At 71.8% G+C, this 24223-nt stretch carries 22 protein-coding genes; 10 read left to right on the forward strand and 12 right to left on the reverse strand.

What is annotated here, in order from left to right:
• Positions 1-6: 6 nt before the first annotated feature.
• The 5 genes from ACIQCZ_RS30800 to xylB all read right to left on the reverse strand — a co-directional run bounded on the left by ACIQCZ_RS30800 (position 7) and on the right by xylB (position 6135).
• Positions 7-543 carry a DUF4232 domain-containing protein gene (locus tag ACIQCZ_RS30800; protein ID WP_402286984.1) on the reverse strand — a complete coding sequence of 179 codons (537 nt, stop codon included), beginning with the start codon at positions 541-543 and terminating at the stop codon, positions 7-9.
• Positions 544-757: 214 nt separating this feature from the next.
• On the reverse strand, positions 758-2125 hold the full coding sequence (locus ACIQCZ_RS30805; RefSeq protein ID WP_402286986.1) for a cytochrome P450: 1368 nt from the start codon (positions 2123-2125) through the stop codon (positions 758-760).
• Positions 2126-2385: 260 nt separating this feature from the next.
• The gene (locus ACIQCZ_RS30810; protein ID WP_402287239.1) at positions 2386-3240 is read right to left on the reverse strand and encodes a hypothetical protein; all 855 of its coding nucleotides are present in this window, start codon (positions 3238-3240) and stop codon (positions 2386-2388) included.
• Between the two features lie 2 nt (positions 3241-3242).
• Positions 3243-4520: a VWA domain-containing protein gene (locus tag ACIQCZ_RS30815; protein ID WP_402286988.1), complete on the reverse strand. Its 1278-nt coding sequence runs from the start codon at positions 4518-4520 to the stop codon at positions 3243-3245.
• Between the two features lie 133 nt (positions 4521-4653).
• Positions 4654-6135 (reverse strand): xylulokinase, encoded by a 1482-nt coding sequence (xylB, locus tag ACIQCZ_RS30820; RefSeq protein WP_402286991.1) that lies wholly within the window; start codon positions 6133-6135, stop codon positions 4654-4656.
• A gap of 294 nt (positions 6136-6429) precedes the next feature.
• Between xylB and xylA the strand changes: the two genes are divergently transcribed.
• Positions 6430-7599: a xylose isomerase gene (xylA, locus tag ACIQCZ_RS30825; protein WP_402286993.1), complete on the forward strand. Its 1170-nt coding sequence runs from the start codon at positions 6430-6432 to the stop codon at positions 7597-7599.
• A 266-nt stretch (positions 7600-7865) separates the two neighbouring features.
• Here the strand turns inward: xylA and ACIQCZ_RS30830 are convergent, their stop codons facing one another.
• The 4 genes from ACIQCZ_RS30830 to ACIQCZ_RS30845 form a co-directional block, all read right to left on the reverse strand.
• Positions 7866-9113 carry an ROK family protein gene (locus ACIQCZ_RS30830; RefSeq protein ID WP_402286995.1) on the reverse strand — a complete coding sequence of 416 codons (1248 nt, stop codon included), beginning with the start codon at positions 9111-9113 and terminating at the stop codon, positions 7866-7868.
• Positions 9114-9311: 198 nt separating this feature from the next.
• Positions 9312-9956, reverse strand: a complete 645-nt coding sequence (locus tag ACIQCZ_RS30835) for a DUF305 domain-containing protein (protein WP_402286998.1) — start codon at positions 9954-9956, stop codon at positions 9312-9314.
• Positions 9953-10603 (reverse strand): DUF3105 domain-containing protein, encoded by a 651-nt coding sequence (locus tag ACIQCZ_RS30840; protein WP_402287000.1) that lies wholly within the window; start codon positions 10601-10603, stop codon positions 9953-9955. The genes ACIQCZ_RS30835 and ACIQCZ_RS30840 overlap by 4 nt, the downstream gene beginning before the upstream one ends.
• Positions 10604-10687: 84 nt before the next feature.
• Complete coding sequence (locus ACIQCZ_RS30845) at positions 10688-11116, reverse strand: hypothetical protein (RefSeq protein WP_402287001.1); 429 nt, start codon at positions 11114-11116, stop codon at positions 10688-10690.
• 144 nt (positions 11117-11260) lie between these two features.
• On the opposite strand from ACIQCZ_RS30845, the gene ACIQCZ_RS30850 reads away from it, so the two are divergent.
• Positions 11261-11869 (forward strand): GNAT family N-acetyltransferase, encoded by a 609-nt coding sequence (locus ACIQCZ_RS30850; RefSeq protein ID WP_402287004.1) that lies wholly within the window; start codon positions 11261-11263, stop codon positions 11867-11869.
• 216 nt (positions 11870-12085) lie between these two features.
• Here ACIQCZ_RS30850 and pcaB read toward each other — a convergent pair whose 3' ends face one another.
• Together pcaB and ACIQCZ_RS30860 are read right to left on the reverse strand one after the other, a co-directional pair.
• A complete protein-coding gene (gene pcaB, locus ACIQCZ_RS30855; protein WP_402287007.1) occupies positions 12086-13474 on the reverse strand; it encodes a 3-carboxy-cis,cis-muconate cycloisomerase in 1389 nt (462 codons plus the stop codon).
• 270 nt (positions 13475-13744) lie between these two features.
• On the reverse strand, positions 13745-14512 hold the full coding sequence (locus ACIQCZ_RS30860) for a VOC family protein (protein ID WP_402287010.1): 768 nt from the start codon (positions 14510-14512) through the stop codon (positions 13745-13747).
• A 173-nt stretch (positions 14513-14685) separates the two neighbouring features.
• Between ACIQCZ_RS30860 and ACIQCZ_RS30865 the strand changes: the two genes are divergently transcribed.
• From ACIQCZ_RS30865 to ACIQCZ_RS30875, 3 genes are all read left to right on the forward strand, one after another.
• Positions 14686-16392, forward strand: coding sequence for an FUSC family protein (locus tag ACIQCZ_RS30865; protein ID WP_402287012.1), 1707 nt, complete (start codon positions 14686-14688; stop codon positions 16390-16392).
• Positions 16389-16895, forward strand: coding sequence for a MarR family transcriptional regulator (locus ACIQCZ_RS30870; RefSeq protein WP_351085938.1), 507 nt, complete (start codon positions 16389-16391; stop codon positions 16893-16895). Before ACIQCZ_RS30865 ends, ACIQCZ_RS30870 begins: the two co-directional genes overlap by 4 nt.
• A gap of 405 nt (positions 16896-17300) precedes the next feature.
• Complete coding sequence (locus tag ACIQCZ_RS30875; protein ID WP_402287015.1) at positions 17301-18056, forward strand: DUF4344 domain-containing metallopeptidase; 756 nt, start codon at positions 17301-17303, stop codon at positions 18054-18056.
• 13 nt (positions 18057-18069) lie between these two features.
• Here the strand turns inward: ACIQCZ_RS30875 and ACIQCZ_RS30880 are convergent, their stop codons facing one another.
• Positions 18070-18834: an IclR family transcriptional regulator gene (locus ACIQCZ_RS30880; protein WP_402287017.1), complete on the reverse strand. Its 765-nt coding sequence runs from the start codon at positions 18832-18834 to the stop codon at positions 18070-18072.
• 647 nt (positions 18835-19481) lie between these two features.
• Between ACIQCZ_RS30880 and ACIQCZ_RS30885 the strand changes: the two genes are divergently transcribed.
• From ACIQCZ_RS30885 to ACIQCZ_RS30905, 5 genes are all read left to right on the forward strand, one after another.
• Entirely contained in the window at positions 19482-21101 is a 1620-nt protein-coding gene (locus tag ACIQCZ_RS30885; RefSeq protein WP_402287020.1) for an ATP-binding protein, read from the forward strand.
• On the forward strand, positions 21098-21505 hold the full coding sequence (locus ACIQCZ_RS30890) for a roadblock/LC7 domain-containing protein (protein ID WP_093896207.1): 408 nt from the start codon (positions 21098-21100) through the stop codon (positions 21503-21505). Before ACIQCZ_RS30885 ends, ACIQCZ_RS30890 begins: the two co-directional genes overlap by 4 nt.
• Positions 21502-21873, forward strand: a complete 372-nt coding sequence (locus ACIQCZ_RS30895) for a DUF742 domain-containing protein (RefSeq protein ID WP_402287022.1) — start codon at positions 21502-21504, stop codon at positions 21871-21873. The genes ACIQCZ_RS30890 and ACIQCZ_RS30895 overlap by 4 nt, the downstream gene beginning before the upstream one ends.
• On the forward strand, positions 21854-22468 hold the full coding sequence (locus ACIQCZ_RS30900) for a GTP-binding protein (RefSeq protein ID WP_402287024.1): 615 nt from the start codon (positions 21854-21856) through the stop codon (positions 22466-22468). Before ACIQCZ_RS30895 ends, ACIQCZ_RS30900 begins: the two co-directional genes overlap by 20 nt.
• A gap of 67 nt (positions 22469-22535) precedes the next feature.
• Positions 22536-24101, forward strand: coding sequence for a cytochrome P450 (locus tag ACIQCZ_RS30905; RefSeq protein WP_402287026.1), 1566 nt, complete (start codon positions 22536-22538; stop codon positions 24099-24101).
• Positions 24102-24223: the final 122 nt, after the last annotated feature.

Below are 24223 nucleotides of genomic sequence, written 5' to 3' on the forward strand. Positions count from 1 at the left end.
CGCCCGTCAGCCCGGCGCGTCCGCCAATGCCTTGTCCGCCGCTGCGCGCGACTCGTGCCACAGGGTGGTGACCGGGATCCATACATGGACTCCCGCGGGCATGCCCACGGTGGTCGCGCGGAAGGTGACGCCCCGGTGGGAGGGGTCGGCCGCCACGGACAGGCTGTCGACGACATGTCCTTCGGTGGCCTCGGGGTCCGCCGTGCGTACGGCGGCGTACGCATGCTCGCCCGCGGAGAGTGTGTAGGCGCCGCTCCCGACGGGTGGCACGGGCTCGGCGGAACCGTCCAGGCTTCTGAAGGTGACCGTCGGGATCCGGTCCACGACGCAGGTCCGGTCGCCGCGGTTGGTGACGCTGATACGGGCGACATTCCGCTGTCCGCCGGGCGCGGCACGCACCTCCAGGGCTCGCTCGGGGCAGGTCCCGGGACGACTGACGGCCTGGGCGGGGGCCGCACCGGTCGTGGCCGACGCCGCGGCGGCGGTCAGTGTCAGGGCGGCCGCGACGGCGAGTGCGGGAGCGGGGGAGGGGCGGAGGCGCATGGTGTTTCTCCTGCGGGATCGACAGCCTGCGGATACGGCCGGACGGCCCGACGGCCGGGTGGGCCGCCATGGACAGTGTGACCTGCGTCTCTCAAATCTCGCGACAGATCGGACATATCGGTTCGATATATCTGGATCGGTTGCTGTCTGGATGTCGGCTGTGGAGCCGATCTCGGAGCCCGCGCCCTCCCCGGCCGCCCTGCCTCGTGCGCCGCTATCGTGCCCGGAGCGTCGCTCTCACCTCGCGGTCGGGCTGGAGCGTCAGTGCCGGTACGGGGTTGACGACGCCCGGGTCCACGTCCAGTCGGAACCGGCGGGCCAGCACGGCCAGGATCAGCACCGCCTCGACCATCGCGAACCGCGTCCCCAGACAGACCCTGGGGCCGCCCCCGAACGGGAACCAGGCGTACTCCGCCGTCTCGTCGCCCGCCTCCGGATCCCAACGCTCGGGGCGGAACTCCTCCGGCTCGGGAAACCAGCGCTCATCACGGTGCGTCGCCCACTGGCTCGTCCACACCCTGGTGCCGCGCGGCATCGGGACACCGCCGATCCGCGCGCCCTCCTTGGCGACGCCGGTGACCAGCCAGATCGTCGGGTAGAGACGCAGGGTCTCCTTGACCACGCACTGGGTGTACGTCAGCCGGGCGTAGTCGTCGAACTCCGGCTCCCGGTCGCCGAGGACCCGGTCCAGTTCCTCGTCGAGCGCGGCGCGCGCCCGGGGATCGCGGGACAGCAGATACCAGGCCCACACCAGCGTGGAACTGGTCGTCTCGTGTCCGCCGATGTACAAGGTGACCGTCTCGTCGCGTATCTCCTGGTCCGTGAGGTGCGCGCCCGTCTCGTCCACCGCGGTCAGGAGCCGGCTCAACAGGTCGGGGCGGTCGTCCCCGCCGTCGCGGTGCCGGGCGACCACCCGGCCCACCTCGGCGTCGATGACCGCGGCGGCCCTCCTGATCCTGGCCCGGCCCGGAGTCGGCACCCAGTCCGGCAGCAGCGCGCCGATACCTGCGAACTCCTTGCCGATCTCCTGCTGTGCCACATCCATGGCCCGGCCCATCGCCTCGGCGTCGGCCGGGGTGTCCACGCCGAAGATCGTGCGGACCGCGATCCGCTGCGTCAGCGCCGCCATCTCCCGCTTGACGTCCACGCGTTCACCGACGGACCAGGTGTCCGCCAGCTCCACCGCGCTGCTCGCCATCGTCGCCGCGTACGAGCGCACCTGCTTGGGCCGTACGGAGGGCTGCACCAGCGACCGCTTCCGCCGCCAGTCCGTACCGCGGGCCACCACCACGCCGTTGCCCATCACCGTGCGGAACGCGATGCCGAGTGCGGGCTGGTCGAAGGTGCGTTCCGTCTCGGTGAGCAGTTCGCCGATGCACTCGGGATCGGCTATGTACACGCACGAGTTGGGGCCGAATCGCCAGCCGACCATGTCCCCGTGACCGCGCAGCCGCTCGAAGAAGGCGAGGGGGTTCTTCGCGAACCACGGCAGGCTGCCGAGGAACGGTAACCCCTTCGGGCCGGGCGCGATCGTGTGGCCTCGCGGTTCGGCGCCGACGGCCGGGCCGGTCTCCGTGGACATGAAAGTCTCCGCTCCCTTGTGACGCACCCGGCGGGGTGCGCAGCGACCTGACGTCAGCTGTATCGCACGGCGTGGAAGGTTTCATCGGCCTTGTGCGGTACGTGAGTTGTCGAGGGTAGCCGTCGTGGTGCCCGGAGCGCGCGGGTGGCGGGGCAGCGGAGGGGGATCTGTAAGCCGTCGCCGGACGGGCTCGGTTCCCGAGCCCGTCCGGCGACACCTGTCGGAGGGCTCCCGGCCCGGAGCCCGACCCGCGACGTGGGTCAGACGCCCGGCGGAACCCGGGACGGGCGGCCGCTGCCGCGGGTGAGGGAGTAGCCGAAGACCGCCGCGAACGCCCCCAGGACGCCGCCGCCGACCGTCCACAGCCAGCGGTCGGTCCACCAGCCGGAGGCCCAGCCGTCCTCGGGCTCGCTGCCGAGCGAGACCTTGGCCGACGTGTCCTCACCACCGGTGGCCGGTGACTCCGACGCGTCCGAGGCCGGTGAGACGACGGACGTACCGGGGACCAGCGGCCGGGCGAGCATGCCGTCGACGTCCGCGGCGCCGCCCTTGTCGGCCGACGTGACCTCGACCTCGGTCTGCACCGGGAGACCGAGGTCCGCGGAGGGCAGATCGACGACCGTGAGGCGCACGTAGTAGCTGCCCGGCAGCGGGTCGTCGGCCCACGGCTCGGACCAGGCGCGGACGGTCCGCAGCACACAGGTCAGCTCGACGGTCGACGCGTCGGCGGCCGCCTTCCCGGTCTGACGGCCGTACATGCAGGCCTGACGGCGCCGCAGCCCGTCGTACACATCGACCTGCCAGGTCGACGCGCCGTGCCGGGTGGCGGTCTCCGGCAGGGTGATCTTGGCCTTGACGGTGGCGCGCTGGCCCGCGTCGGCGGGGAACACCCAGTACAGGTAGTCGCCCGTGGAGGCACCGGCGGTGGCGCGCTGGTTCTGCTGGACCGCCGTGGCCGTGCGGAAAGTGGTGCCGGCCTCGGTGGGGCCGGACGCGCTGTCGGAGGCGCTCGGGTCCGGGCTCGCCGACGGATCGTCGGCCGAGGCGGCGCCCGCCGACGTCAGCAGGGCGAGGCCGGTCAGCAGCGCGCCCGCGAGCACACGTGTCGTACGCATCATCAGTTGGTCCTCCAGACGGCGATGCGCCAGCGCGAGATCCAGCCGGTCAGCAGGCCCGCGACCAGCCCGGTGAGCACCAGTACGCCGAGCAGCCACCAGCCGTGGCCGAGACCGAACGCGGCGACATCGGCCGCTTCGTCCGGGGCGTCCACCAGGTCCACGGTCAGCTCGACCGGCATGCCGGGCTCGGTCTTCACCGAGGCCGGTGCCGAGAAGGAGTTGCTCAGCTGGAGGCACACGGTCTCGGCGGGAGGTTCGGTGCCGTCGTCCGCGGCGTCCTGTTCCGGCTTCGGGTAACGCAGGCCGGAGGATATGGCGTCGGTGCGGCCGGTGCCCGACTCCGAGCCCCGGACGATCTCCCGCCCGTGCACGGTCAGCGCGCGCAGCAGCACACCGTAGTCGTCGTTCACGGCACGGTCCGCCGAGACGCTGACCGAGGCGCGCAGCTCCTGACCGGGGCGCACGTCCACCCGGTACCAGCGGTGCTCGCCGATCTTCTCCCGGTCGGTGTACAGGCCGGCCTTGAGCTCGGGAGCCTTGGAGCAGCGGTCCGCTCCCTCGGTCGCCACCGGCGTGACGACGGGCTCGGCCGCCCGGTCGACCAACTGCTTGACGCGCCCGGAGAGTTCATCGCTGTGCTGGACGGCGGTGTAGGTGCCGCCGGTGGCCTCGGCGATGCAGGTCAGCTGCTCACGGATCTTCGCGTTCGGCACCAGGCCCAGCGTGTCGATGACGAGGTGGATGCCGCGGGCCGCGATGTCACGTGCCACCTCGCACGGGTCGAGCGGGCCGCAGGTGTCCTCGCCGTCGGTGATCAGCACGATCCGGCGGGTGGAGTCACCGCCTTTGAGGTCGTCGGCAGCGCCCAGCAGGGCCGGGCCGATCGGGGTCCAGCCGGTGGGTGCCAGGGTGGCGACCGCGGTCTTCGCCTCGGTGCGGTCCAGCGGGCCGACCGGGTACAGCTGCTTGGTGTCCTTGCAACCGACCTTCCGGTCATTGCCCGGGTAGTCGGCGCCGAGCGTCCGGATACCGAGCTCCACCGGCTCGGGCACCGCGTCCAGGACCTCGTTGAACGCGTGCTTCGCCGCGGCCATCCGGGACTGGCCGTCGATGTCACGGGTCCGCATCGAACCACTGACGTCGAGCACCAGCTCGACCTTGGGAGCGGCTTTGGTGGGGGTCTCATCGGCTGCGGCGGGAAGTGCCGTACCGAGCCCGGCGGTCAGGGTGGCGAGCAGAATACCCACCCCGACCGTCAGCCTTCTTCTTATGATCATCGCCGGATACTATTGAAGATCGCTTCGCTTCCCCAAACCGGTCCGACGGTGACCGCGGGGCCGCCGCCCGGGCGGCTCGGACGAAGTGACAACTGGTCAGCGCACCGTGCCGGGTGTGTCGGGTGTACGGGAGTCAGGCTCCGCCCAGCAAGGGGGTCATGGCCCGATCCAGAACCGATCCGACCCGCTCCCAGGTGGCCGAGTCCCTTTGCATGACGGGGAGTTGAACCTCCTTGCCGGTGTCCCAGCCGGTGGCGATCGCGACCGGGTCGTCACCGGTGGCCGTGGCGGCGGCGAGTGCGGCCGCGCCCAGGGCCACCAGTTCGCCGCTGCCCGGCACGATCACCGGGCGCCCGGAGAGCCGCCGTACCGTCTCCACCCAGGCGCGCCCGCGAGCGCCGCCGCCGATCAGGCGCAGCGGCCGGACCGCGGTCTCGGGATCGGCGGGGTCGAGACCGCAGGCCCGGAGGAGTTCGTCGAGGGCCCGCAGCACGGTGACCACCGCGCCCTCGTAGGCGGCGCCGAGGAGTTGCTGCGGGGTGGTGTCGTGCCGGAGTCCGGTGAGCAGGCCGGCGGCGGTGGGCAGATCGGGGGTCCGTTCGCCGTCGAGGTAGGGGAGGAGCACCGCTTCGCCGCCGGGGGCCGCGTCCTCGCGGTCCAGGCCGAGCAGCGCGGCGATCTTGTCCACGGCGAGAGTGCAGTTGAGGGTGCAGGCCAGCGGGAGATACGTACCGTCGGTGGCGGCGAAGCCGGAGAGCGCCGTCGAGGCGGGCCGGGTCCGGGAGGCGGCGAAGACCGTTCCCGAGGTGCCGAGGCTGAGGACGGGATGGTCCAGCAGTCCGGCGCCGCCGAGTCCGAGGCCGACGGCGGCACTCATGTTGTCCCCGGTGCCCGCTGCCACGGCGATCGAGGCGGGCAGGCCGAGCGCTTCGGCGGCCTCGGCCGTCAGCGAGCCGATGCGGGTCGCTCCCGTCTGTGCCACCTCGGGCAGCAATGAGGCGTCCAGGCCGAGGAGTTCGAGCAGCCCGGGGTCGTAGGCGCCGATCGCCGTGGAGTACCAGCCGGTGCCCGAGGCGTCACCGGGGTCGGTGACGGCGGCGCCCGCGAGCCGTTCGGTCAGGAAGTCGTGGGGGAGACGGACGGCCACGGTCGCGGCGGCGTTCTTCGGCTCGTTCTCCCGCAGCCACTGCCACTTGGACGCGGTGATGGCGGCCACCGGTACCGACCCGGTCCGTGCGGTCCAGGCCGCGGCCCCGCCCAGTGCCGCGGTGAGGGCGGTGGCCTGCGGGGCGGAGCGGGTGTCGTTCCAGAGCATGGCGGGGCGCAGGGGGCGTCCGCCGGGGCCGAGGACCACAAGGCCGTGCTGTTGTCCGGCGACCGCGATGCCGGTCACGGCGGAGGCGGCGACGCCGGACTCCTTCAGGCCGGCGGCGATCGCGTCGCACATCGCCCGCCACCACATCTCCGGGTCGCTCTCCCGGGCCCCCGCCTCGCCGGTGACGACATGCGGTGCGCGGCCGACGGAGAGCAGCCGGCCGGTCCCGGAGTCGACGAAGGCGGCTTTGGTGGACTGCGTGGAGCTGTCCACGCCGATGACGACGGTGCGGGGCGGCATGGGCGACCTCATTCCAGGGCTGCGGGTGACGGGGCGCGGGGGAGACGGCTGCGGCGGGTGCATCGCTTCGGGGACGGCTGCAGAAGCCCACCCCCTGATTTGATCGTACGGAAAACAAATTACGCGATCGGTCCCGCCGGAAACAGTGGCCGGAACAGTGGTCGATCGGCGATTTCGCCGATGAGGGGTTTACGTGTCGAACGGGTCGCGTGCATGATTAGTCATGAGAATGAACAAATAGGGTCTGGTCGCCTCGACCAGCCATGGAACCCCTCGGCACCGAAGGCGGAGACGATGACGGAACGCTTCACGCCCACCCCCGACGACAAGTTCACCTTCGGACTGTGGACCGTGGGCTGGCAGGGTCGTGACCCCTTCGGTGACGCGACCCGTACGGCGATCGACCCGGTCGACTCCGTCCGGCGGCTCGCGGAGCTCGGTGCGTACGGTGTGACATTCCACGACGACGACCTGATTCCGTTCGGCTCCACGGACACCGAGCGCGAAGGGATCGTGAAGCGGTTCCGGCAGGCGCTGGACGCGGCCGGACTCGTCGTCCCCATGGCGACGACGAACCTCTTCACCCACCCGGTGTTCAAGGACGGCGCGTTCACCGCCAACGACCGGGACGTGCGCCGCTACGCCCTGCGCAAGACCCTGCGCAACATCGACCTCGCCGTCGAGCTCGGCGCGACCACCTATGTGGCCTGGGGCGGCCGCGAGGGCTCCGAATCCGGCGCCGCCAAGGACATCCGGGTCGCTCTCGACCGTATGAAGGAAGCCTTCGACCTGCTCGGCGACTACGTCACCGAGCAGGGGTACGACCTGAGGTTCGCCATCGAGCCCAAGCCGAACGAGCCGCGCGGCGACATCCTGCTGCCGACCATCGGACACGCCCTCGCCTTCATCGAGCGTCTCGAGCGCCCGGAGCTGGTCGGCGTCAACCCGGAGACCGGGCATGAGCAGATGGCCGGGCTGAACTTCCCGCACGGCATCGCGCAGGCGCTCTGGGCGGGAAAGCTCTTCCACATCGACCTGAACGGCCAGTCCGGCATCAAGTACGACCAGGACCTGCGCTTCGGCGCGGGCGATCTGCGCCAGGCGTTCTGGCTGGTCGACCTGCTGGAGACGGCCGGATACCAGGGACCGCGGCACTTCGACTTCAAGCCTCCGCGGACCGAGGACAACGACGGTGTCTGGGCGTCCGCCGCGGGCTGCATGCGCAACTACCTGATCCTCAAGGAGCGTGCCGCCGCCTTCCGGGCCGACCCCGAGGTGCGGGAGGCGCTGCGCACGTCCCGGCTCGACGAGTTGGCCCGTCCGACCGCGGAGGACGGCGTGGCCGGGCTGCTGGCCGACCGGACGGCGTTCGAGGAGTTCGACGTGAACGCGGCGGCGGAACGAGGGATGGCGTTCGAGGCCCTGGACCAGCTGGCGATGGACCACCTGCTCGGGGTCCGCTGAGCTCCGCCGCAGCGGCGCGGGTCCATGGGGGTGGGCCGGATGTCCGGCCCACCCCCATGGCACGGCCGGCCGGGACGCAGGGGCGGTCGGACCGGTCGTCCGGCCGCCGATCGGGGAAGGGGGGACGGGTCGGCCAGGTGCCCGTCCCGTCGAGACCCGGGCGGCCCGGGAGGTCGGCCGCTCGACGCCCATCGGGCCGGGCCGGCCGGTCGCCCGTCCGCTCGGTGGCCGGCCGTACGCGCCGAGCGCCCGCGGTCGAAGGCGTATCAGCCGCGTTCCCGGCTCCTCGCGTGCGCCACCGGGTCGGCCAGAACCTCCGTCATCACCAGCGCCGCAGCGCCCCGCGCGGCGTCGCCCGCGACGGACGAGGCGCGCAGCCGGCCGCTCCCGCGGGACCAGAGCCCCGACACCACACGACCGGTCAGCTCCTCGTCGGCGGGCGGTGACAGCCACGGCATCAGGTTCCGGTAGACACCGCCGAGCACCACCGCGTCCGGGTCGAGCAGATTCACCGCCCCGGACAGCACCCGCCCCAGCATCCGGCCGGCCCCCGCGACAGCGGCCACCGCCCGCTCGTCCCCGGCGCGGGCGCGTCGCTCCAGCTCGGCGACGCCGCCCCCCTTGCCGGACTCCGCGACCCCGGAGGCCCGCAGGAGCGCCGCCTGCCCCGCGTACTGTTCCAAACAGCCGCGCGAGCCGCACCGGCACTCCGGACCCGCCGCGTCCACCACCACGTGCCCGATCTCCCCGGCGAATCCGTGTGCCCCACGCAGGAGTTCACCGTCGATGACCAGTGCGCCACCGACACCGATCTCGCCCGTCAGATAGAGGAAGCTGCGGACGGCGTCGAGCCCGCCGAACCAGAGCTCGGCCAGCGCCGCCAGATTCGCCTCGTTCTCCGAACCCACCGGCAGTGCCCGGTGACCGGGGCGTTCGGCGGCGAGCGACGCGGCGAAGAGCTCCTGGGCCGGAACCCGGTTCCAGCCCAGGTTGGGTGCCTGGCGCACGGTACCGCCGGAGACCAGACCGGGAAGCGCGAGGACCACTCCGACCGGGAACAGTTCCTGCTCGCGTGCCGACTCCAGGGTGCGCGCGGCGATTTCGGCCGCCCGCGCCAGCACCTCGGCGGGGGGCGCGCCGCGATTGTCCAGGTGCTCGGTGAGCCGCACCCGGCCGGTGCCCGCCAGATCGACGACACACACCGACACGTAGTCGATGTTGACCTCCACGCCGAGCCCGGCGGGCCCCGTGCGCGCCACCTTGAGCGCGGTCCCGGGGCGCCCCGCCTGTCCACTGAAGGTCTTGCCGGACTCGGTGAGGAATCCGATGTCGAGGAGCTGCTCGACGAGCGAGGACACCGCGGCCCGGGTCAGCCCCACTCGCGCGGCGACCCCGGCCCTGGTCGCCTCGCCCTCGCCCTCGTCGCGGACGGCCCGCAGCACCAGGCTGAGATTGCTCCGACGCACGGTGTCCTTGTCGGCCTTGGGCCCCAGCGGAGTGAGGTTGCTCTTCATATCGGATCCGAGCCTATGCGATGGGCCGTGCGGTCCGTCCGGTGAGCCGGTGCGCCTCCGGGCTCCGGTCCCGGCGGCCGCCCGCCGCGTCCCCCGACCGGGGACGGCCCGCCCGCGGTGGCGGGAAACCACCGCGAACGGGCCGCCGCCGACCCCGTGAGCGCACATGGCCGCACGGGTCGTCGGAACGCCGGATGCTCAGGTCGTCGAACCACGCTCCTTGAGCATGTCCGCCATCAGCCCGATCTCCGACTGCTGGCCCCGGACCATGCCCGCGGCCAGATTCCTGATCTCGTCGGTGCCGGCCGCGTCGGCCGCCGCCTGCGCCATCTCCGCACCGGCGCGGTGATGGGCGGTCATCAGCTTCAGGTACAGCACCTCGGCGGCCTTGCCCTTCGCCGCCCGCAACGCGTCCAGTTCGGTGTCGGTCGCCATGCCCGGCATCAGTGAACCGTCACCCCTGGGCGTGAAGGCGTGCCCCATCCACTTCATGGGGGGAGCACCGGACGACTTCGCCCGGCCCCACATCTCCAGCCAGCCGAGCATCATGCCGCGCTGGTTGGCCTGCGTGTTGATGATGTCGTACGCGAGCCGGCGCACCTCCACGTCGGACGTACGGTCCCGCACGACGAACGACATCTCGACCGCCTGCTGATGGTGGATCGACATGTCGCGGGCGAACCCGACGTCGACCGACGCGTCCGAGGGGGCGGACGCGGGTGAGGCGGAGCCCGCGGACGAGGACGGCCGTACGAGCATCAGCGCGACCAGGCCCAGGGCCAGTAGCAGCACCACCCCGCCCGCCGCCACCATCGCGCGCGAGGAGCGGGTCGCGGACGTCACTGGGCGACCCCGCCGGTGCAGGCCGCGCCCGGCTCGGGGGTCTGCGGCCCCTGCACGTACTTGGTGAAGAACTGCGCCACGCGTGGGTCGGCGGCACTCGTCACCGTCACCTGCTTGCCCCACGCGCTGAGCATCAGCGGGGCGGCCTGGTCCTCGACCGGGCTCATCAGCGAGTAGGGCGTCGTCCTGACCCGCTCACCGAACTTCTCGACGTCGGCAGGCTTCGCCTTGCTCGTGTACGTGACCCAGACCGCGCCGTGTTCGAGGGAGTGGACGGCGTTCTCCTTCGGTATCGCCTTGGTGTAGACATCGGCGTCGCAGTTCATCCACACCGGATTGTGATCGCCGCCGACCGGCGGGTTCATGGGGTAGTCGACCTTCTTCTCGACGTGGTTCTGCGAAAGCTTGTCCCAGGTCCGCTCGCCGCTCACGGGCGAGGACTTGGCCTCGGCGTCGGCCTTCTCCTTCTTGTCGGCGGCGGACATGAGATAGCCGCCGCCTGCGACCAGTGCGGCCACCACGGCGACGGAGGCGGTGAGGACGATGACGCGGCTGCGCCGCTCGCGGGCCCGCTCCTTGCGGCGGGCCTCCTCCAGCTTGGCGCGGCGCGCGGCGGCAGGGGTGTTCTGCTTCTTGGCGGTAGCCATGGAAGTCCTTCGGTTCGACGTGATCGATGGGGTCGAGGGCATGCGGGAGTACGTCCTCGGAGTCCCGAGGAACGGGCCCTGCCTCTAGATCCGTTGAACCTGCAGACGGAGATGGTCGACTTCCCGTACGGCGTCGTTGGACGGACCGCGGATCGCGGCGGCGCCGGTGAGCGGGGCGAGGGGGGCGGTGGCGGTCGTGCGGGGAAGGGCCACGGGTGCGCTCTGGCCGGGCAGTACGACCGGTGTCGTGTGCTCGGAGGTCCCGTGGCAGGTACTGCCCGTGCCCCGGTCGTCCGGGGCATGGGCGATCACGGCCTGAACGGTCACCGGATGGATCGGTGTCATGCCCCGGGCGGCGGCCGCGGCGTGTGTGCCGGCCCCGTGGGCCGTCGAGCCCAGGGCCTCCATCGAGCAGCACGAGACCATGGCCAGCAGTACGAACAGCCATCCGAGAACGGCCGACGCGTGGGCGCCCTGCCGTCGTCGGCGCGTCCCTTCGCTCGGCGTGTTCATCCCGCCATCGTACGTGGTGTGTGAAGTTTCAATGAGGGGTGGGAGGGTTCCGGACGGGGGAGTGCGCCACCCCGGTCGGCGGACGGCACTCGCACGCCGCGGCCAAGGGCGGGGCGGCTCCCCGCACCGTGCGATGATGCGCCCATGCCGTACCTGGTGCCGCCCCATATTCCTCCCGGGCGCCTCGCGGACTCCGTGCAACCGGCCCTTCCCGTCGCCGAGGACCTGCTCCTGCGACCGTGGCGGTACGGGGACGCGCCGGCCGTTCTCGCGGCCTTCGCCGACCCGGCCATCCAGCGCTGGCATCTGCGCCGCGCGGACACCGAGGACGAGGCACGCGACTGGATCGATCAGTGGCGCAACGCCTGGTACTGCGAGACCGGGGCCCATTGGGCCGTCGTCCGCCCCGGGGACACGGCCGACGGTGCCGAGGAGCTGCTCGGCCGGATCTCGCTCCGTTCGCTGACACCGGCCATCGGTCAGGCCGAATGCGCCTACTGGATGCTGCCGGCGGCCCGGGGACGGGGCATCGCGCCCCGGGCCCTCTCGACGCTGACACGCTGGTCCTTCGACGAGATCGGGTTCGAGCGCCTCGAACTCCACCACTCCGTGCTGAACGAGGCGTCCTGCCGGGTGGCGGCCAAGGCGGGCTTCACCCTGGAGGGCACCCTGCGCCGGGGACACCTGCACGCCGACGGCTGGCACGACATGCACGTCCATGCCCGGATCCGCGGGGACGGCGCACAGGGGTGACCCCGGTCGCGGCAGGCCGTTCCCACCTCCGCCCGCCCCTTTTCTCCACCGTCGGGGCCCGTGATGCCCGACACCGTCGGGGCCGGTGATGCCCGACTCTCCACCGTAGAGGCCGGTGACGCCCGACGGACGGACCCGTTCCGCATTCGTCCCCGAGCGGCCCGGACCCAGCGCGGCGGAGGCGCGGCGCCACCGCGTCACGGGCCGCGCGTGAGGTCATCCGCGGTCCAGCGCTCGGTCGGTGAGGGGGCCCGCACAGCCGGTGTACCGGGCGGGCTCGGTCAGCTCGGACAGATCGAGGCCGGAGAGTTCGGGCTCCTCGTCGAGCACATCGGCGAGTACGTCGGCCAGATCCGTGGTCTCCGCACGGGCCCGAGCGGCCGCGTTCACCAGGACCTCCTTGGCACGCTTGCGACCGATCCGCTCGGCGAACACGGCGGCGAGCCGTTCCGAGACGATCAGCCCGTCCGTGAGCTGGAGGTTCTCCCGCATGGCGTACGGGACGACGCGCAGTCCCTCGGTGAGTTCGGCGGCATCGCGCGCGGCCCCGCCGACGAGCCGCAGCAGTTCACGCAGCGGCTCCCACTCGGCGTGCCACGCCCCGGCCGGCCGCTCGTCCCCGGCGGCGAGCGAGCCGTACAGCGTCGCCGCCAGGCCGGGGGCGCGACGGGCCGCCGCCGCGATCAGCGTGGCGCGCACCGGGTTGGCCTTCTGCGGCATGGTGGACGAACCGCCGCCCTGGCCCTCGGTGACCTCGCCGATCTCGGTGCGGGACAGAATGAGCACATCGGCGGCCAGCTTGCCGAGCGCGCCCGCGGTGAAGGCCAGTGCACCCGCCAGGTCGGCGACCGGGGTACGCAGGCTGAGCCACGGCAACAGAGGTTCGGCCAGACCCAGTTCGTTCGCGAACGCCTGGAGCACGGCCAGTCCACGGCGGTCGCCGTCGATGCCGGCGACGGAGTCGTCGGCCGCGTCGGCCTCGTCGACCGGGGTCAAGGCGTTGAAGGCGGCCAGCGTCCCCGCCGCGCCGCCGAGTTGTACGGGCAGCGACTCCCGTACGGCCGACAGCCGGTCCCGTGCGTCGAGGATGAGCGCCCGCCAGCCCGCTGCCTTCAGTCCGAAGGTGATCGGCACGGCGTGCTGGGTGAGTGTGCGGCCGGCCATCGGGGTGCTGCGATGCGCGACGGCGAGCCGTGCCACCGCGTCCGCGGCCCGCACCAGGTCGTCGAGCACCGGGGCCAGGGTCCGCGCGGCGACCAGCATGGCGGCGGTGTCGAGGATGTCCTGGCTGGTGGCGCCCCGGTGGACATAGGGCCGGGCGTCCGGTTCCACGAGGGCGGCCAGGTCGGAGACCAACGGGGTGACCGGATTGCCGCTCGCGCGTGCGCGCAGCGCCAGGTCCCGTACGTCGAATCGGCGCGCATCGGCCGACGCGGTCACCGCCCGCCCGGCCCCGGCGGGGGCGAGCCCGCAGCCCGACTGGGCACGGGTCAGCGCGGCTTCGGCGTCGAGCATCGCCTGCAGAAAGGCGCTGTCGCCGCCGGCCGTCTCGGCGGGGGAGCCTGCCCGCCCGGGGGCGAGCAGTCCGGCATCGCTCTCGTACATCAGCTGAACTCCAGGAAGACCGTTCGCCGTCCCCCTGCGGGCGGCTGTCGAAACACTGGGCACGCCGGGCTCGTGGGTGTCGCGATCGGTGTGATCCGGACGAGCGCCGGTGCTGTGACCGGAAAGGTCTGGTGGGAGGCTCGCGGCGTCCGGTGCGCTGCGTCGCGAGGCGTAGGACCGCCCTCGCGCCGGACACGCTCGGGTGATGCGACAACGCGGCGAGGTGCCGCACCGGACGCCACGAGCCGGTGCACCCTTCCGGTCACAGCACTAGCCCTCGTCGGCCGCCCGGTGGATGCCGAACACCGCGCCCTGCGGATCACGTACCACCGCGATACGCGGCCCGTCCGGAATGCTCGTCGGCGGCATCAGCAGTTCACCCCCCGCCCCCTGCGCGGTGGCCGCCGTCGCGTCCACGTCCGTCACGGCGAAGTACGGCAGCCAGTTCGGCGGCGCGTCCGGCGGGAACTTCTCGTCCATGATCAGCATGCCGCCGAAGTCCTCGCCCGCCACGCCCCACTGCGTGTAGCTCTCCGACACGGCGTTCACCGTCCACCCGAAGACCGCGGGGTAGAAAGCGAGCGCGGGATCGGCCTCGCGGGTGACGAGTTCGACCCAGCCGAGCGCGCCCGGTTCGTTCAGCCGCTCCGCACCGGCGAAGGCGCGCCCCTGCCACAGCGAGAACACCGCACCCGAAGGATCCGCGACCACCGCGAACCTGCCCTGGTCGAACACGTCCATCGGCCCGATCAGGAGCGATCCGCCCGCCGACTTCACCTTCTCGACCGTCGCGTCCGTGTCCGTGCTGGCGAACGAGACCGTCCAGGCGGGCGGCCGGCCCGGCTGGTAGATCGGACTGAGCGCGGCCACGCGGGCGTCGCCGAGGTGCGCCATGGTGTAGCCGCCCGCCTCCTCTCGCGGATCGGTCTCGGAGCGCCAGCCGAAGAGCGCCGCGTAGAACGATTTGGCGGCCGGAATGTCGAGGGTGCTCAGTTCGATCCAGCAGGGACCGCTGGGCACCGGTTCGGTGAGCTTCATTCGGTTTCCTCCGTGGACGCGGGGGCACGTGGGCGCATGTCTGTCCGTCGGTCGGTGCGTCCTCGTGCAGTCGCACGCTATGTCCTCGTGGCCGGGGCGGCCATCCGTGCCGCGACGAGGGTGTGGGCGGAGAGGAACTGTTTTACAGGTGTAATACCTGCTAAAGTATTTGAGTGAGCGATACAACCATCCTGTCCAGGCAGCCCTCCGTCCGCAGACTCCCGCTGGCAGCGCCCCTGCGCCTCGCCCGGCCCTCGGACATGTGGTTCAAGCCGGCACTGAGCGTCGTCGTCGCCACCGCGATACCGGATCTCGTGCTGTTCGCCATGGACCGGCTGGACCTCGTGATGTACACGATGGCCGGTTCGCTCTGCGCGCTGTACGGCCACAATCTGCCCTACGTGCGCCGGGCCCGAGCTGTCGCCGGAGTCGTCGTCTCCATGGTCATCGGAATGGCGGCATCCCTGGTCGCGGCCTCGCTCACCGGCTCGACCGCCGTTCTGATCGCGGTGGGCGCCCTGCTCGCCGCGGTGCAGAAGACGCTGTGCGACGCCACCCGCATCGGCCCGCCCGGACCGGTGATCTTCACGTTCGTCACCTCGGCCGCGCTCTTCGCCCCGCAGCACCTCGGTCAGGTGCCCGGCCATCTCGCGCTGACGCTGGCAGCGGGCGCGATCTCCTGGCTGGTCACGGTCGGTCCCGCGGTGATCCGCAGGGAGGGCCCCGAGCGCCGGGCGACGGCCCGCGCGCTCGACGCGGCCGCGGCCTACGCCGACGCCCCCGGTCACCGCACCCGGCACGCCGCGGTCGCCGCCGTGCACGCGGCCTGGCAGACCCTGCTCGCCGCGGGGCGCCCCACCCCCGCACGGGCGGCGCTCGAACGCCTCGTCGTCCACGCCGAAGCCGTCCTTGCCGGGGGCGCCCCCGGTACCTCTTCGGCCGCCTGTGCCGCCGAGCCCGAACGGCTGCGTGCCTGGGCCCGGCAGGCCCGTGCCCGCGGCCCCGTACCCACCCCGCCGCCCGCCCCGGGCACGTCCGACGAACTGTTCGGCATCGACGCCGAACGGGCCGCCCGGCGCGCGGTGAGCCGTCGCGACGGCCGCCGCGCACTCCTGCGCGGCCTCACCCCCGGCTCCCCGCTCCTGCCCATCGGCGCCCGCGCCCTCATCGGCTGCGCCCTGGCCGGATACGCCTCCCAGGCGGTCGGCGTCGGCCGCCCCTACTGGGCGATCGTCACCGCGGCCTCCCTCTACCAGGCCAATGTGACCCTGTCCTGGAACCGGGCTCTCCAGCGCACCCTGGGCAATCTGATCGGCGTCCTCGTCTTCGCCGCGGTCCTTCCGGTCAGCCGTACCGGGCCACTGGCCCTGATCGGCTTCTGTCTGTTCTTCGGTTTCGCGGCCGAGGCCCTGATCACCCGCAACTACTGGCTCGGCTCGATCGCGGTCACCCCGATGGCCCTGCTGGTCCTGGAGTTCGGCGGCACCCATCCGGCCGGTGAACTCATCGGTGACCGCGTCCTGGACACCCTCATCGGCGCCGGCGTGGGCATGCTCGCCGCCATGCTGGTCACCAACCGGCGGGCCGCCGGACGCCTCGAAAAGGCCCTGGACGCCACCGACCGGGCCCGCGCCCACGCCGTACACGCGCTCGCCGCACCGCAGCCCACCCCCGCCGCCCTCGACGCCGCGCGTCGCAGGCTGACGGGATCGCTCGTCGAGCTGCGCGAGGCCGATGACACCGCGGCGGGCGAATGGTGGCAGCGCGCCCTGCCCCAGGAGCAGGTCCTCGCGGCCGAGCAGGCCGGACACCGTACGCTCGCGGCGACAGCGAAACGGCAGGGGCTGATCGCCTCCGCCCAGGAGAACGGAGCGGTGTGACCGACGACATCGTCGCCTCGGTGGTACGGCAGTGGCAGGCCGTCAACCCGGAGCTGGACACCGGCCCGATGGAACTCATCGGCCGCATCAACCGCTGCGCGGCCCTGCTCCAGCAGGCGGAGGACGCACCCCTGCGAGCCGCCGGCCTGACCCGCGCCGAGTTCGATCTGCTCGGTGCCGTGCGCCGCACCGACCGCGAGCTCACCCCGGGCGAGCTGGCCAGGGAGACCTTCTCCTCCGGTGCCGCCGTCACCAAGCGCCTGCGGGTCCTTCAGGAACGCGGTCTGGTCGACCGCCGCAGCGACGACCGCGACCGTCGTGTCGCCCATGTCCGCCTGACCGAGGAGGGGCGTGAGCTGGTCGACCGGCTGCTGCCGAGGCAGCTGGCGTACGAACGCGCGGTGCTGTCCGGCCTCGACGAGCAGTCCCGCACGCGACTCAGCGCTCAGCTCAGCGAGTTGCTGGTGCAGCTGGAGGGACGTATCGGCGGCGCCCGGCACTGAACCGGGACCGGGGCCCCGGCGGGACGGTCCGGGCGCGGCCCGGCCTGTCCGCGGGACCTGCCCGGACCGGTGCGGCCCGGCCGTCGCCATCCTGCCCGGTGTCGCCGAACCGGTACCGGCCGCCGTCCTGATCGGCGCCGGGACCGGGATGATCGTCGTTCGCCTTCGCCGCCCTGGCCGCCGCCCGTAAACATGGAATTCCGCCTGTATGAGGGGCCTTCCCACGCCGGCCAGGACCGATATCCGGGAAGGCGGAGGTGATTTGCACCGAAATCGGAGATGGGGTAGACAGCGGCTGTTCCGTTGGTCCCCGACGCCGGGGCAGGACGGCGGTGGCGGCGATATGCGGGGAAGCGGGTGGGGGTGATGCGGTCGGCGGGCCGGTTCGCAGGGTGCCTCGGGGGGATGGTGCTGGCAGCGGTCGCCGGCGCGTCCGGCTGCCAGAAGCCGGATGCCTCCCGTACCGATGCGGCCGGCTCGGGCATCGTGATCCGCTACGAGAAGCCGACGGGCTCCGACCGGGACGACGCCGCGTTCCTGCGCAGGCGGAAGGTGGTGGAGGAGGCCGTGTCGGCGGTCGCCGCTCTGGTCGAGGTGGACCGGCCGATTTCCGTCGGCGTGGTCTCGTGCGACGGCGAAGGGTCCTCCTACGATCCCGAGCTGACCCACGTGGAGGTCTGCTACGACGAAGTCTCCGAAACGCGGGAGCTTTTCGGGCGGGCCGGGCCCCGGCGGGCGGACGACGACGTGGCGGCCGTCATGCTGGAAACGCTGTTCCACGAGACGGCGCACGCCCTCGTGGACGTCCTCGAACTGCGCGTGCAGGGCCGGGAAGAGGATTTCGCCGACCAGTTCGCCGCCCTGATGCTGCTGCGCAAGGGCGCCGTCGGTGAAGCGCAGTTGCTCGCGGCCGCCGAGGCCTGGCAGGTGTCCGAGGTCACGAACGAGAATGTCGACGAAGGGCCCGACGAGCACTCCTCGGACGGCCGGCGTGCGGTCAACCACCGCTGCTACGTCTACGGCGCCGCTGCCGGCCGCCACCCGGGTCTGGTGGGCCCGGACACCCTTCCCGTCGAGCGGGCGAAGGGGTGCTCCGAGGAGTGGAAGGCCGTACGCGCCTCGTGGACGACAGCACTCGCGCCGCATCTGCGGAAGGGCTGAACCCTTCGAGGGGTCAGTGAGCCCGGACCGCGTCCAGCAGTGCGGCGGAGCGGCACAGTTCATCGGCGAGGCTGACGAGTTCGGCGTCGTTGCCGCGGTCGGCGGGTGAGGATGCCATCAAGGTGAGCCGGTCCCGCCAGCTCGCCCCGGCCAGCGGGACGGCGACGGTGTTCATGCCCGGGACCGACTCCCCTCGGCTGAGCGCGTATCCGCGCGCACGGATCACGTCGAGCTCCGCGAGCAGGGCGGACCGTGAGGTGAGGGTGTTCGGCGTGAGCGCCGACAGCTCCTCCTGCGGGCACAGGGCGTGGACCTGTTCCGCCGTCATGCGGGAGAGCAGCAGCTTGCCGCCCGAGGTGGCGTGGACGGGGTACGTGCGACACGTCTCCAGCGCGACCCGCACCGGATGAGGCGATTCCCGGCCGTCGGTGACGATGATCCGGTCACCGATCAGCGCGGCACTCTGCACGGTCTCGCCGGTGCGGCGCACCGCGTCGTCCAGTACGGCCCCGAGCCGTTCGCGGACGGCCGTGCCGAAACCCGCCGGGCGGCCGAGCCGGACCAGCTCGGGACCGGCCGCATAGCCGCGGCCGGTGGAGTCCCGGGTCGCGAAGCCGCGCCCCTCCAGGGTGCTGAGCACCCGGTGGGCGGTGGACCGGCCGACGGAGAGAAGCTCGGCGGCCCGGGAGACCGTCAGCGCGTCATGGGTGAGGAACAGCTGCATCATCCGGAGCCCGGTGTCCAGCGATTCGATGGTGTAGTCCCGCGTCGGCCCCATGGAGTGTCCGTTCCTCGTCTTCCGTGCTTCCGGTGCGCCCCACGACGGGACGTACCCGGACATGATCCGGGGTGACGGTCAGGACCGTCGTCGGCTGCCGACGACGACGTGGGCGGCCCCGATGCGCGGGTCCGCGGTGGCACCAGGGGCGATGAGCCGTGCCGCGTCACCGACGTGACCACGCCGTACACCCGCCCTTCAGTCATGAATGTGCACCTTTCGATCCGCTTCGATCACATGTGCGCGTGTTCCATTCTGAGGGACGTTCTGCTGAATGGAACACGTATCGCTTGGTGTTGATCTGTCAGATCCTGCTTGGGCCAAGGCTTTCTTCGAGCGGCGGGAGTGAGGCGTGCCCGTCTCGGTGGCTGTGGTCGTGTACCTCTCTGCGGTACGTGAGAGGGTTCCGGTCGCCCATTCCCCTTGATCGTCACTCCTTGTGCACGTTTGGAGGCGGTGCGTGCAAAAACTCGTGAGTGTATATCCGTGGGATCGCTCGCGCAGGGGGTTGGGTGAATGTGCCGAAGCACTGATTCGATCTGACTAAGCTCACGCGCAGAGCAGTCGAGTTGATATGAATTCGAGCGCTTGTTCCCGAGTGTCTCGTACACGCGTATACCTCCCGAATCAACCGCCAGAGGTTCTAGATGGTTCGTGTTGAATCACCGCCGATCGAACGAGGAATCCCCGTCGTTCGCGCCATGTTGCTGCCCGTGCTGCTGACGGGCGGAGCGACCGCAGCCGCGGTGGCACTGGTCTCCCCGGCCGCGCGGATACCAGTCGTCTGGTGCGGCGCCCTCACCAGCGTCGTGGTCGTCGCGCTCACCGTTCAACTCGCCCGCAGGGCCCGCCATCTGCGCACCCAGCGCACGGTGTACGAGCGGCGCTTCGCCGACCTGGAACGGCGCATCGCCACGCACGACGACGAGACCGTGCGGATCAGCAAGGAGCTCCTGCCTGCCGCCATCCACCGGCTGCGCGTCGGCAATTCGCCCGAAGAGGTGCTCCGGGACGTGGTGGACGCGGACGAGATGTACCGCGACCTGCCGGACGCCCAGCGCACCCTCGTCTACACCGTGCTGAACATCATCGACAACGAAGAGGCGATGCGTGACTCCGCGCAACGCGCCTTCGTCAACGTCGCCCGGCGCGTCCAGGCGATCGTCCACCGACAGGCGAGCGAACTGCGGGAGATGGAGGAGCACCACGGGCGCAACCCCGACGTCTTCGACGACCTGCTCCGCATCGACCACGGAACCGCGCTGATCGGCCGGCTCGCCGACTCCATCGCGGTACTCGGCGGCGCCCGGCCCAGTCGCCAGTGGCCTAAGCCCGTACCGCTGTTCAGCGTCCTGCGCGGCGCCATGTCGCGGATCCTGGAGTACCCGCGGGTCGATCTGCACTCGATCGCCAAGGTCGCCATCATCGGCACGGCCGTCGAACCGCTCATCCACGCCTGCGCCGAACTCCTCGACAACGCCACGCGCTACTCCCCGCCGCAGACCCGGGTGCACGTCACCGCCGTCGAGGTGCAGACCGGCATCGCCATCGAGATCGAGGACGGCGGCGTCTCGCTCAGCGAGGAGGCTCGCGCACGGGCCGAGAACATGCTGGCCAGGGCCCAGGCCGGCTCCAGCATGAACGACCTCGGCGAGTCCCCGCGTCTGGGCATGGCCGTCGTCGGACGGCTCTCGCGGATGTACGACCTCCAGGTCTCGCTGCGGCAGTCCGCGTACGGCGGCGTCCGTGCCGTACTCATCGTGCCCCGCGCCATGATCACCACCGGACCCGCTCCCGGCATCGCCCACGGCATCGGCGCCACGTCGAGGCCCACCAGCGACATCGACCAGGAGGCGATGAAGCACGTCGTGCCCGCACGCCGCAAGCCCCGCCCCGTGGCCGAGCGCCCCGCCACCGGACCGGTCGCACCCGTCACCCGGCCGGTACTCCCCACCGCAGCCATGGAGGACGACGTCCCCGTGGTGACCGAGTGGACCGCGGGCGGGCTCCCGCAACGCCGCAGCCGCGGCCGCGCGCCCCTGGGATCGCACAACCTTCCCGCACAGCCCGCCGCCCCCGCCGCGGGACAGCGCAACGGCTACACCAACGGCCACCCCGTCGGCCACGGCCAGGGGCACGACAGCGGAAAGGAGCAGCCCCCGGGTCTCTGGCTGGAGGCCTTCACCAACGCCGTCAACGGGGTGCCGCAGGAGCCGAAGACCGACGAAGACTCTGATGACGCGTGGGACAAGGGAGACCTGAAGTGATCCAGCAGCGGGGAAACATGGACTGGATGCTCAAGGAACTGGCCGACGACGTGCCGGACATCCATCAGATCGTGGTGCTTTCCGCCGACGGTCTGCGCATCGCCCGGCACGGCGGCGACCCCGATGTCGCCGACCGTCTCGCGGCGGCCTGTGCCGGACTGCAGAGCCTGGCCGCCGCCGTCGCCTCCGAGATCCCGTACAGCGACGGCCTCATGCGGCTGGTCGTCATCGAAGTCACCGGCGGGTTCTTCTACTTGATGGCCGCCGGAACCGGCGCCTACCTCGCGGTCCTGGCCGGTGAGACGGTCGACGCGGGGCTCGTCGGGTCACGGATGCGGGACATGGTCGTCAGGATCGGCGCCCATCTGACGAGTCCGCCCCGCCACGACGGGCAGGCCGGATGAACTCTCCCCGACGAGAACGCCGAGAAGCCGATCCGGCGCCGAACGATCCGGAACGGCTGTACGTGATCACCGGCGATCCCGACGGCAGCGAGCGGGCGCCGCTCGACCTGGTGACCATGGTCGTCGCGAAGGCCCAGCCGTCGCCGACGGTCCAGCCCGAGCAGGCAGTGATCCTGAGGCTCTGCCAGGCGCCGTTATCCGTCGCCGAGATCTCGGCGTACCTGGGTCTGCCCTTCAGCGTGGTGACGTCGCTCCTCACGGAACTCCTCGTGACCGAACTCATCGAATCGCGCGCGCCCGTCGCCCGCGCCACTCTTCCGGACAGGTCCCTTCTCGAAGCGGTGATGCATGGACTTCAGAAACTCTGACACGATCACCGGCCCCCGGCGCGAGGACGTCCTGCCCACCACGGCGACCGCCGCGGTGAAGGTCGTGATCGTCGGTGGCTTCGGGGTCGGCAAGACGACCATGGTCGGTTCCGTCAGCGAGATCCGGCCGCTGACCACCGAAGAGACCATGACCCAGGCCGGTGTCGGCGTGGACGACAACTTCGGGGTGGAGAGCAAGACCGCCACCACCGTCGCCATGGACTTCGGCCGGATCTCCGTCAGTGAGGAACTGATCCTCTATCTGTTCGGCACCCCGGGCCAGGAGCGGTTCTGGTTCCTGTGGAACGGCCTGTTCGAAGGCGCCCTCGGCGCGGTGGTCCTCATCGACACCCGCCGCCTCGAAGTCAGCTTCGACGTCATCGGGCGGCTGGAGGAGCGCGGCGTGCCGTTCGTCGTCGCCGTCAACACCTTTCCCGGCGCACCGAAACACCCTGTCGAGGCGCTCCGGAGCGCCCTGGACCTCCCCGAAGAGGTTCCGATGATCGACTGCGACGCCCGGCTGCGCGCCTCCAGCCGCGACGTACTGATGACCCTGATGCGCTATCTGCACAGTCTGGCCCTGCCGCTCGCCTGACCGCAGTACACACCCCCCCCGCGCGTCCCATCCGTCTGGTCCTTGGAATCCTCATCCTGGAGCGATCATGACAACCCCATTCCCCTACGAGTCCGCAGCGGCCCGGGGGCCGGTTCCGCCCCCCGAGTGCCCGGCCCACGGTCTCGGTACCGGCCCCGGCGGCGTGCGCCGCTTCTACGGCCCGGAGGCCGAGCGCGACCCCCACGGGCTGTACGACAAACTGCGTGCCGAGCACGGCACCGTGGCTCCCGTACTGCTGCACGGCGACGTACCCGCCTGGCTGGTCCTCGGGCACAGCGAGAACCTGCACATGACCCGTACCCCCTCGCAGTTCTCCCGCGACTCCCGGCGGTGGTGGGCCCTGCAGGACGGCACCGTCGCCCCCGACCACCCCCTGGCACCGATCTTCACCTGGCAGCCGATCTGTGTCTTCGCCGACGGCGCCACCCATGAACGCCAGCGCGGCGCGGTCACCGACAGCATGGCCCGCATCGACACCCGCGGGGTGCGCCGCCACGTCAACCGCTACAGCAACCGGCTCGTCAACGACTTCTGCCAGGAAGGCCGCGTCGACCTGGTCAGCCAGTTCGCCGAGCGGCTGCCGATGATGGTGATGTGCGCGATCCTCGGCATGCCGGAGGAGTACAACGACCGGATGGTCCAGGCCGCCCGCGACATGACCCGGGGCACGGCGACCGCCGTCGCGAGCAACGCCTATGTCCTCGAAGCGCTGACCCGGCTCGTCTGCCGCCGCCGCCGCGAACCGGCGGACGACTTCGCCACCTGGCTCGTCGAGCATCCCGCGGCGTTGAACGACCAGGAAGTCAGTGAGCACCTGAGGCTGCTCCTCATCGCCGCCTACGAGTCGACCGCCAACCTGATCGCCAACGTCCTGCGCATGGTGCTCACCGACCCCCGCTTCCGGGCCAGGCTCAGCGGCGGCCATATGACGGTGCCGGAGGCGGTCGAGCAGACGCTGTGGGACGAGCCGCCGTTCACCGCGGTCTTCGGACGCTGGGCGGTCGGCGACACGGAACTGGGCGGCAAGCAGATCAAGGCGGGTGACGCCCTGATCGTGGGCATCGCGCCGGCCAACAGCGATCCGGTCGTACGGCCCGACCTGGGCGCCGACATGGCGGGCAACCGGGCCCACCTCGCCTTCAGCGGCGGCCCCCATGAATGCCCCGGGCAGGACATCGGACGCGCCATCGCGGACGTCGGCGTCGATGCCCTGCTGATGCGGCTGCCCGACCTCGAACTCGCCGTCGACGAGAGCGAACTGAGCTGGATCGGAAACATCATGAGCCGGCATCTGGTGCAGCTCCCGGCGGACTTCGCCGCGCGCCTGCCGCAGGACGACAAGGAACCGCCGTCCATGGGGAGGCCGAACCCGCAGCGCCAGGACCGGGACGTGCAGTCGACGGTCCGGCACACCGCCCCCACGCCCGGACGCGCGCCCGGTCCGGCCCCGGCCCCCGCCACGACCGGCGCGATGTCCATGGCGACGGCCACCGAGGAGTCCCGGGGAACGCCCGCCGATCCGCCCGCCGTCGGCCGGATCCCGCAGCAGCGCGGCAGAACCGCGCCCGCGAGGCTGTGGCGTGTCGTCTCGCGCTGGTGGAGCGGCGACTGATCCGACTCGCCCGTCGGCGCGAGGACGCGACCGGCCGGCGGCCCATCGGCCGTGGCCCGACGGCCCACGCCACCGGGCCGGCCGGACGCCGGCGGGACCGGCCGTGCGGAGTCGCTCGAACC

The organism is Streptomyces sp. NPDC093149, from assembly GCF_044754145.1.
Lineage (GTDB): Bacteria > Actinomycetota > Actinomycetes > Streptomycetales > Streptomycetaceae > Streptomyces.

Coding starts and splice junctions, on each gene's coding strand:
- ACIQCZ_RS30800 (WP_402286984.1), bottom strand. CDS start 543: ATGCGCCTCCGCCCCTCCCCCGCTCCCGCACTCGCCGTCGCGGCCGCC.
- ACIQCZ_RS30805 (WP_402286986.1), bottom strand. CDS start 2,125: ATGTCCACGGAGACCGGCCCGGCCGTCGGCGCCGAACCGCGAGGCCAC.
- ACIQCZ_RS30810 (WP_402287239.1), bottom strand. CDS start 3,240: ATGCGTACGACACGTGTGCTCGCGGGCGCGCTGCTGACCGGCCTCGCC.
- ACIQCZ_RS30815 (WP_402286988.1), bottom strand. CDS start 4,520: ATGATCATAAGAAGAAGGCTGACGGTCGGGGTGGGTATTCTGCTCGCC.
- xylB (WP_402286991.1), bottom strand. CDS start 6,135: ATGCCGCCCCGCACCGTCGTCATCGGCGTGGACAGCTCCACGCAGTCC.
- xylA (WP_402286993.1), top strand. CDS start 6,430: ATGACGGAACGCTTCACGCCCACCCCCGACGACAAGTTCACCTTCGGA.
- ACIQCZ_RS30830 (WP_402286995.1), bottom strand. CDS start 9,113: ATGAAGAGCAACCTCACTCCGCTGGGGCCCAAGGCCGACAAGGACACC.
- ACIQCZ_RS30840 (WP_402287000.1), bottom strand. CDS start 10,603: ATGGCTACCGCCAAGAAGCAGAACACCCCTGCCGCCGCGCGCCGCGCC.
- ACIQCZ_RS30845 (WP_402287001.1), bottom strand. CDS start 11,116: ATGAACACGCCGAGCGAAGGGACGCGCCGACGACGGCAGGGCGCCCAC.
- ACIQCZ_RS30850 (WP_402287004.1), top strand. CDS start 11,261: ATGCCGTACCTGGTGCCGCCCCATATTCCTCCCGGGCGCCTCGCGGAC.
- pcaB (WP_402287007.1), bottom strand. CDS start 13,474: ATGTACGAGAGCGATGCCGGACTGCTCGCCCCCGGGCGGGCAGGCTCC.
- ACIQCZ_RS30860 (WP_402287010.1), bottom strand. CDS start 14,512: ATGAAGCTCACCGAACCGGTGCCCAGCGGTCCCTGCTGGATCGAACTG.
- ACIQCZ_RS30875 (WP_402287015.1), top strand. CDS start 17,301: ATGGTGCTGGCAGCGGTCGCCGGCGCGTCCGGCTGCCAGAAGCCGGAT.
- ACIQCZ_RS30880 (WP_402287017.1), bottom strand. CDS start 18,834: ATGGGGCCGACGCGGGACTACACCATCGAATCGCTGGACACCGGGCTC.
- ACIQCZ_RS30885 (WP_402287020.1), top strand. CDS start 19,482: ATGGTTCGTGTTGAATCACCGCCGATCGAACGAGGAATCCCCGTCGTT.
- ACIQCZ_RS30895 (WP_402287022.1), top strand. CDS start 21,502: ATGAACTCTCCCCGACGAGAACGCCGAGAAGCCGATCCGGCGCCGAAC.
- ACIQCZ_RS30900 (WP_402287024.1), top strand. CDS start 21,854: ATGGACTTCAGAAACTCTGACACGATCACCGGCCCCCGGCGCGAGGAC.
- ACIQCZ_RS30905 (WP_402287026.1), top strand. CDS start 22,536: ATGACAACCCCATTCCCCTACGAGTCCGCAGCGGCCCGGGGGCCGGTT.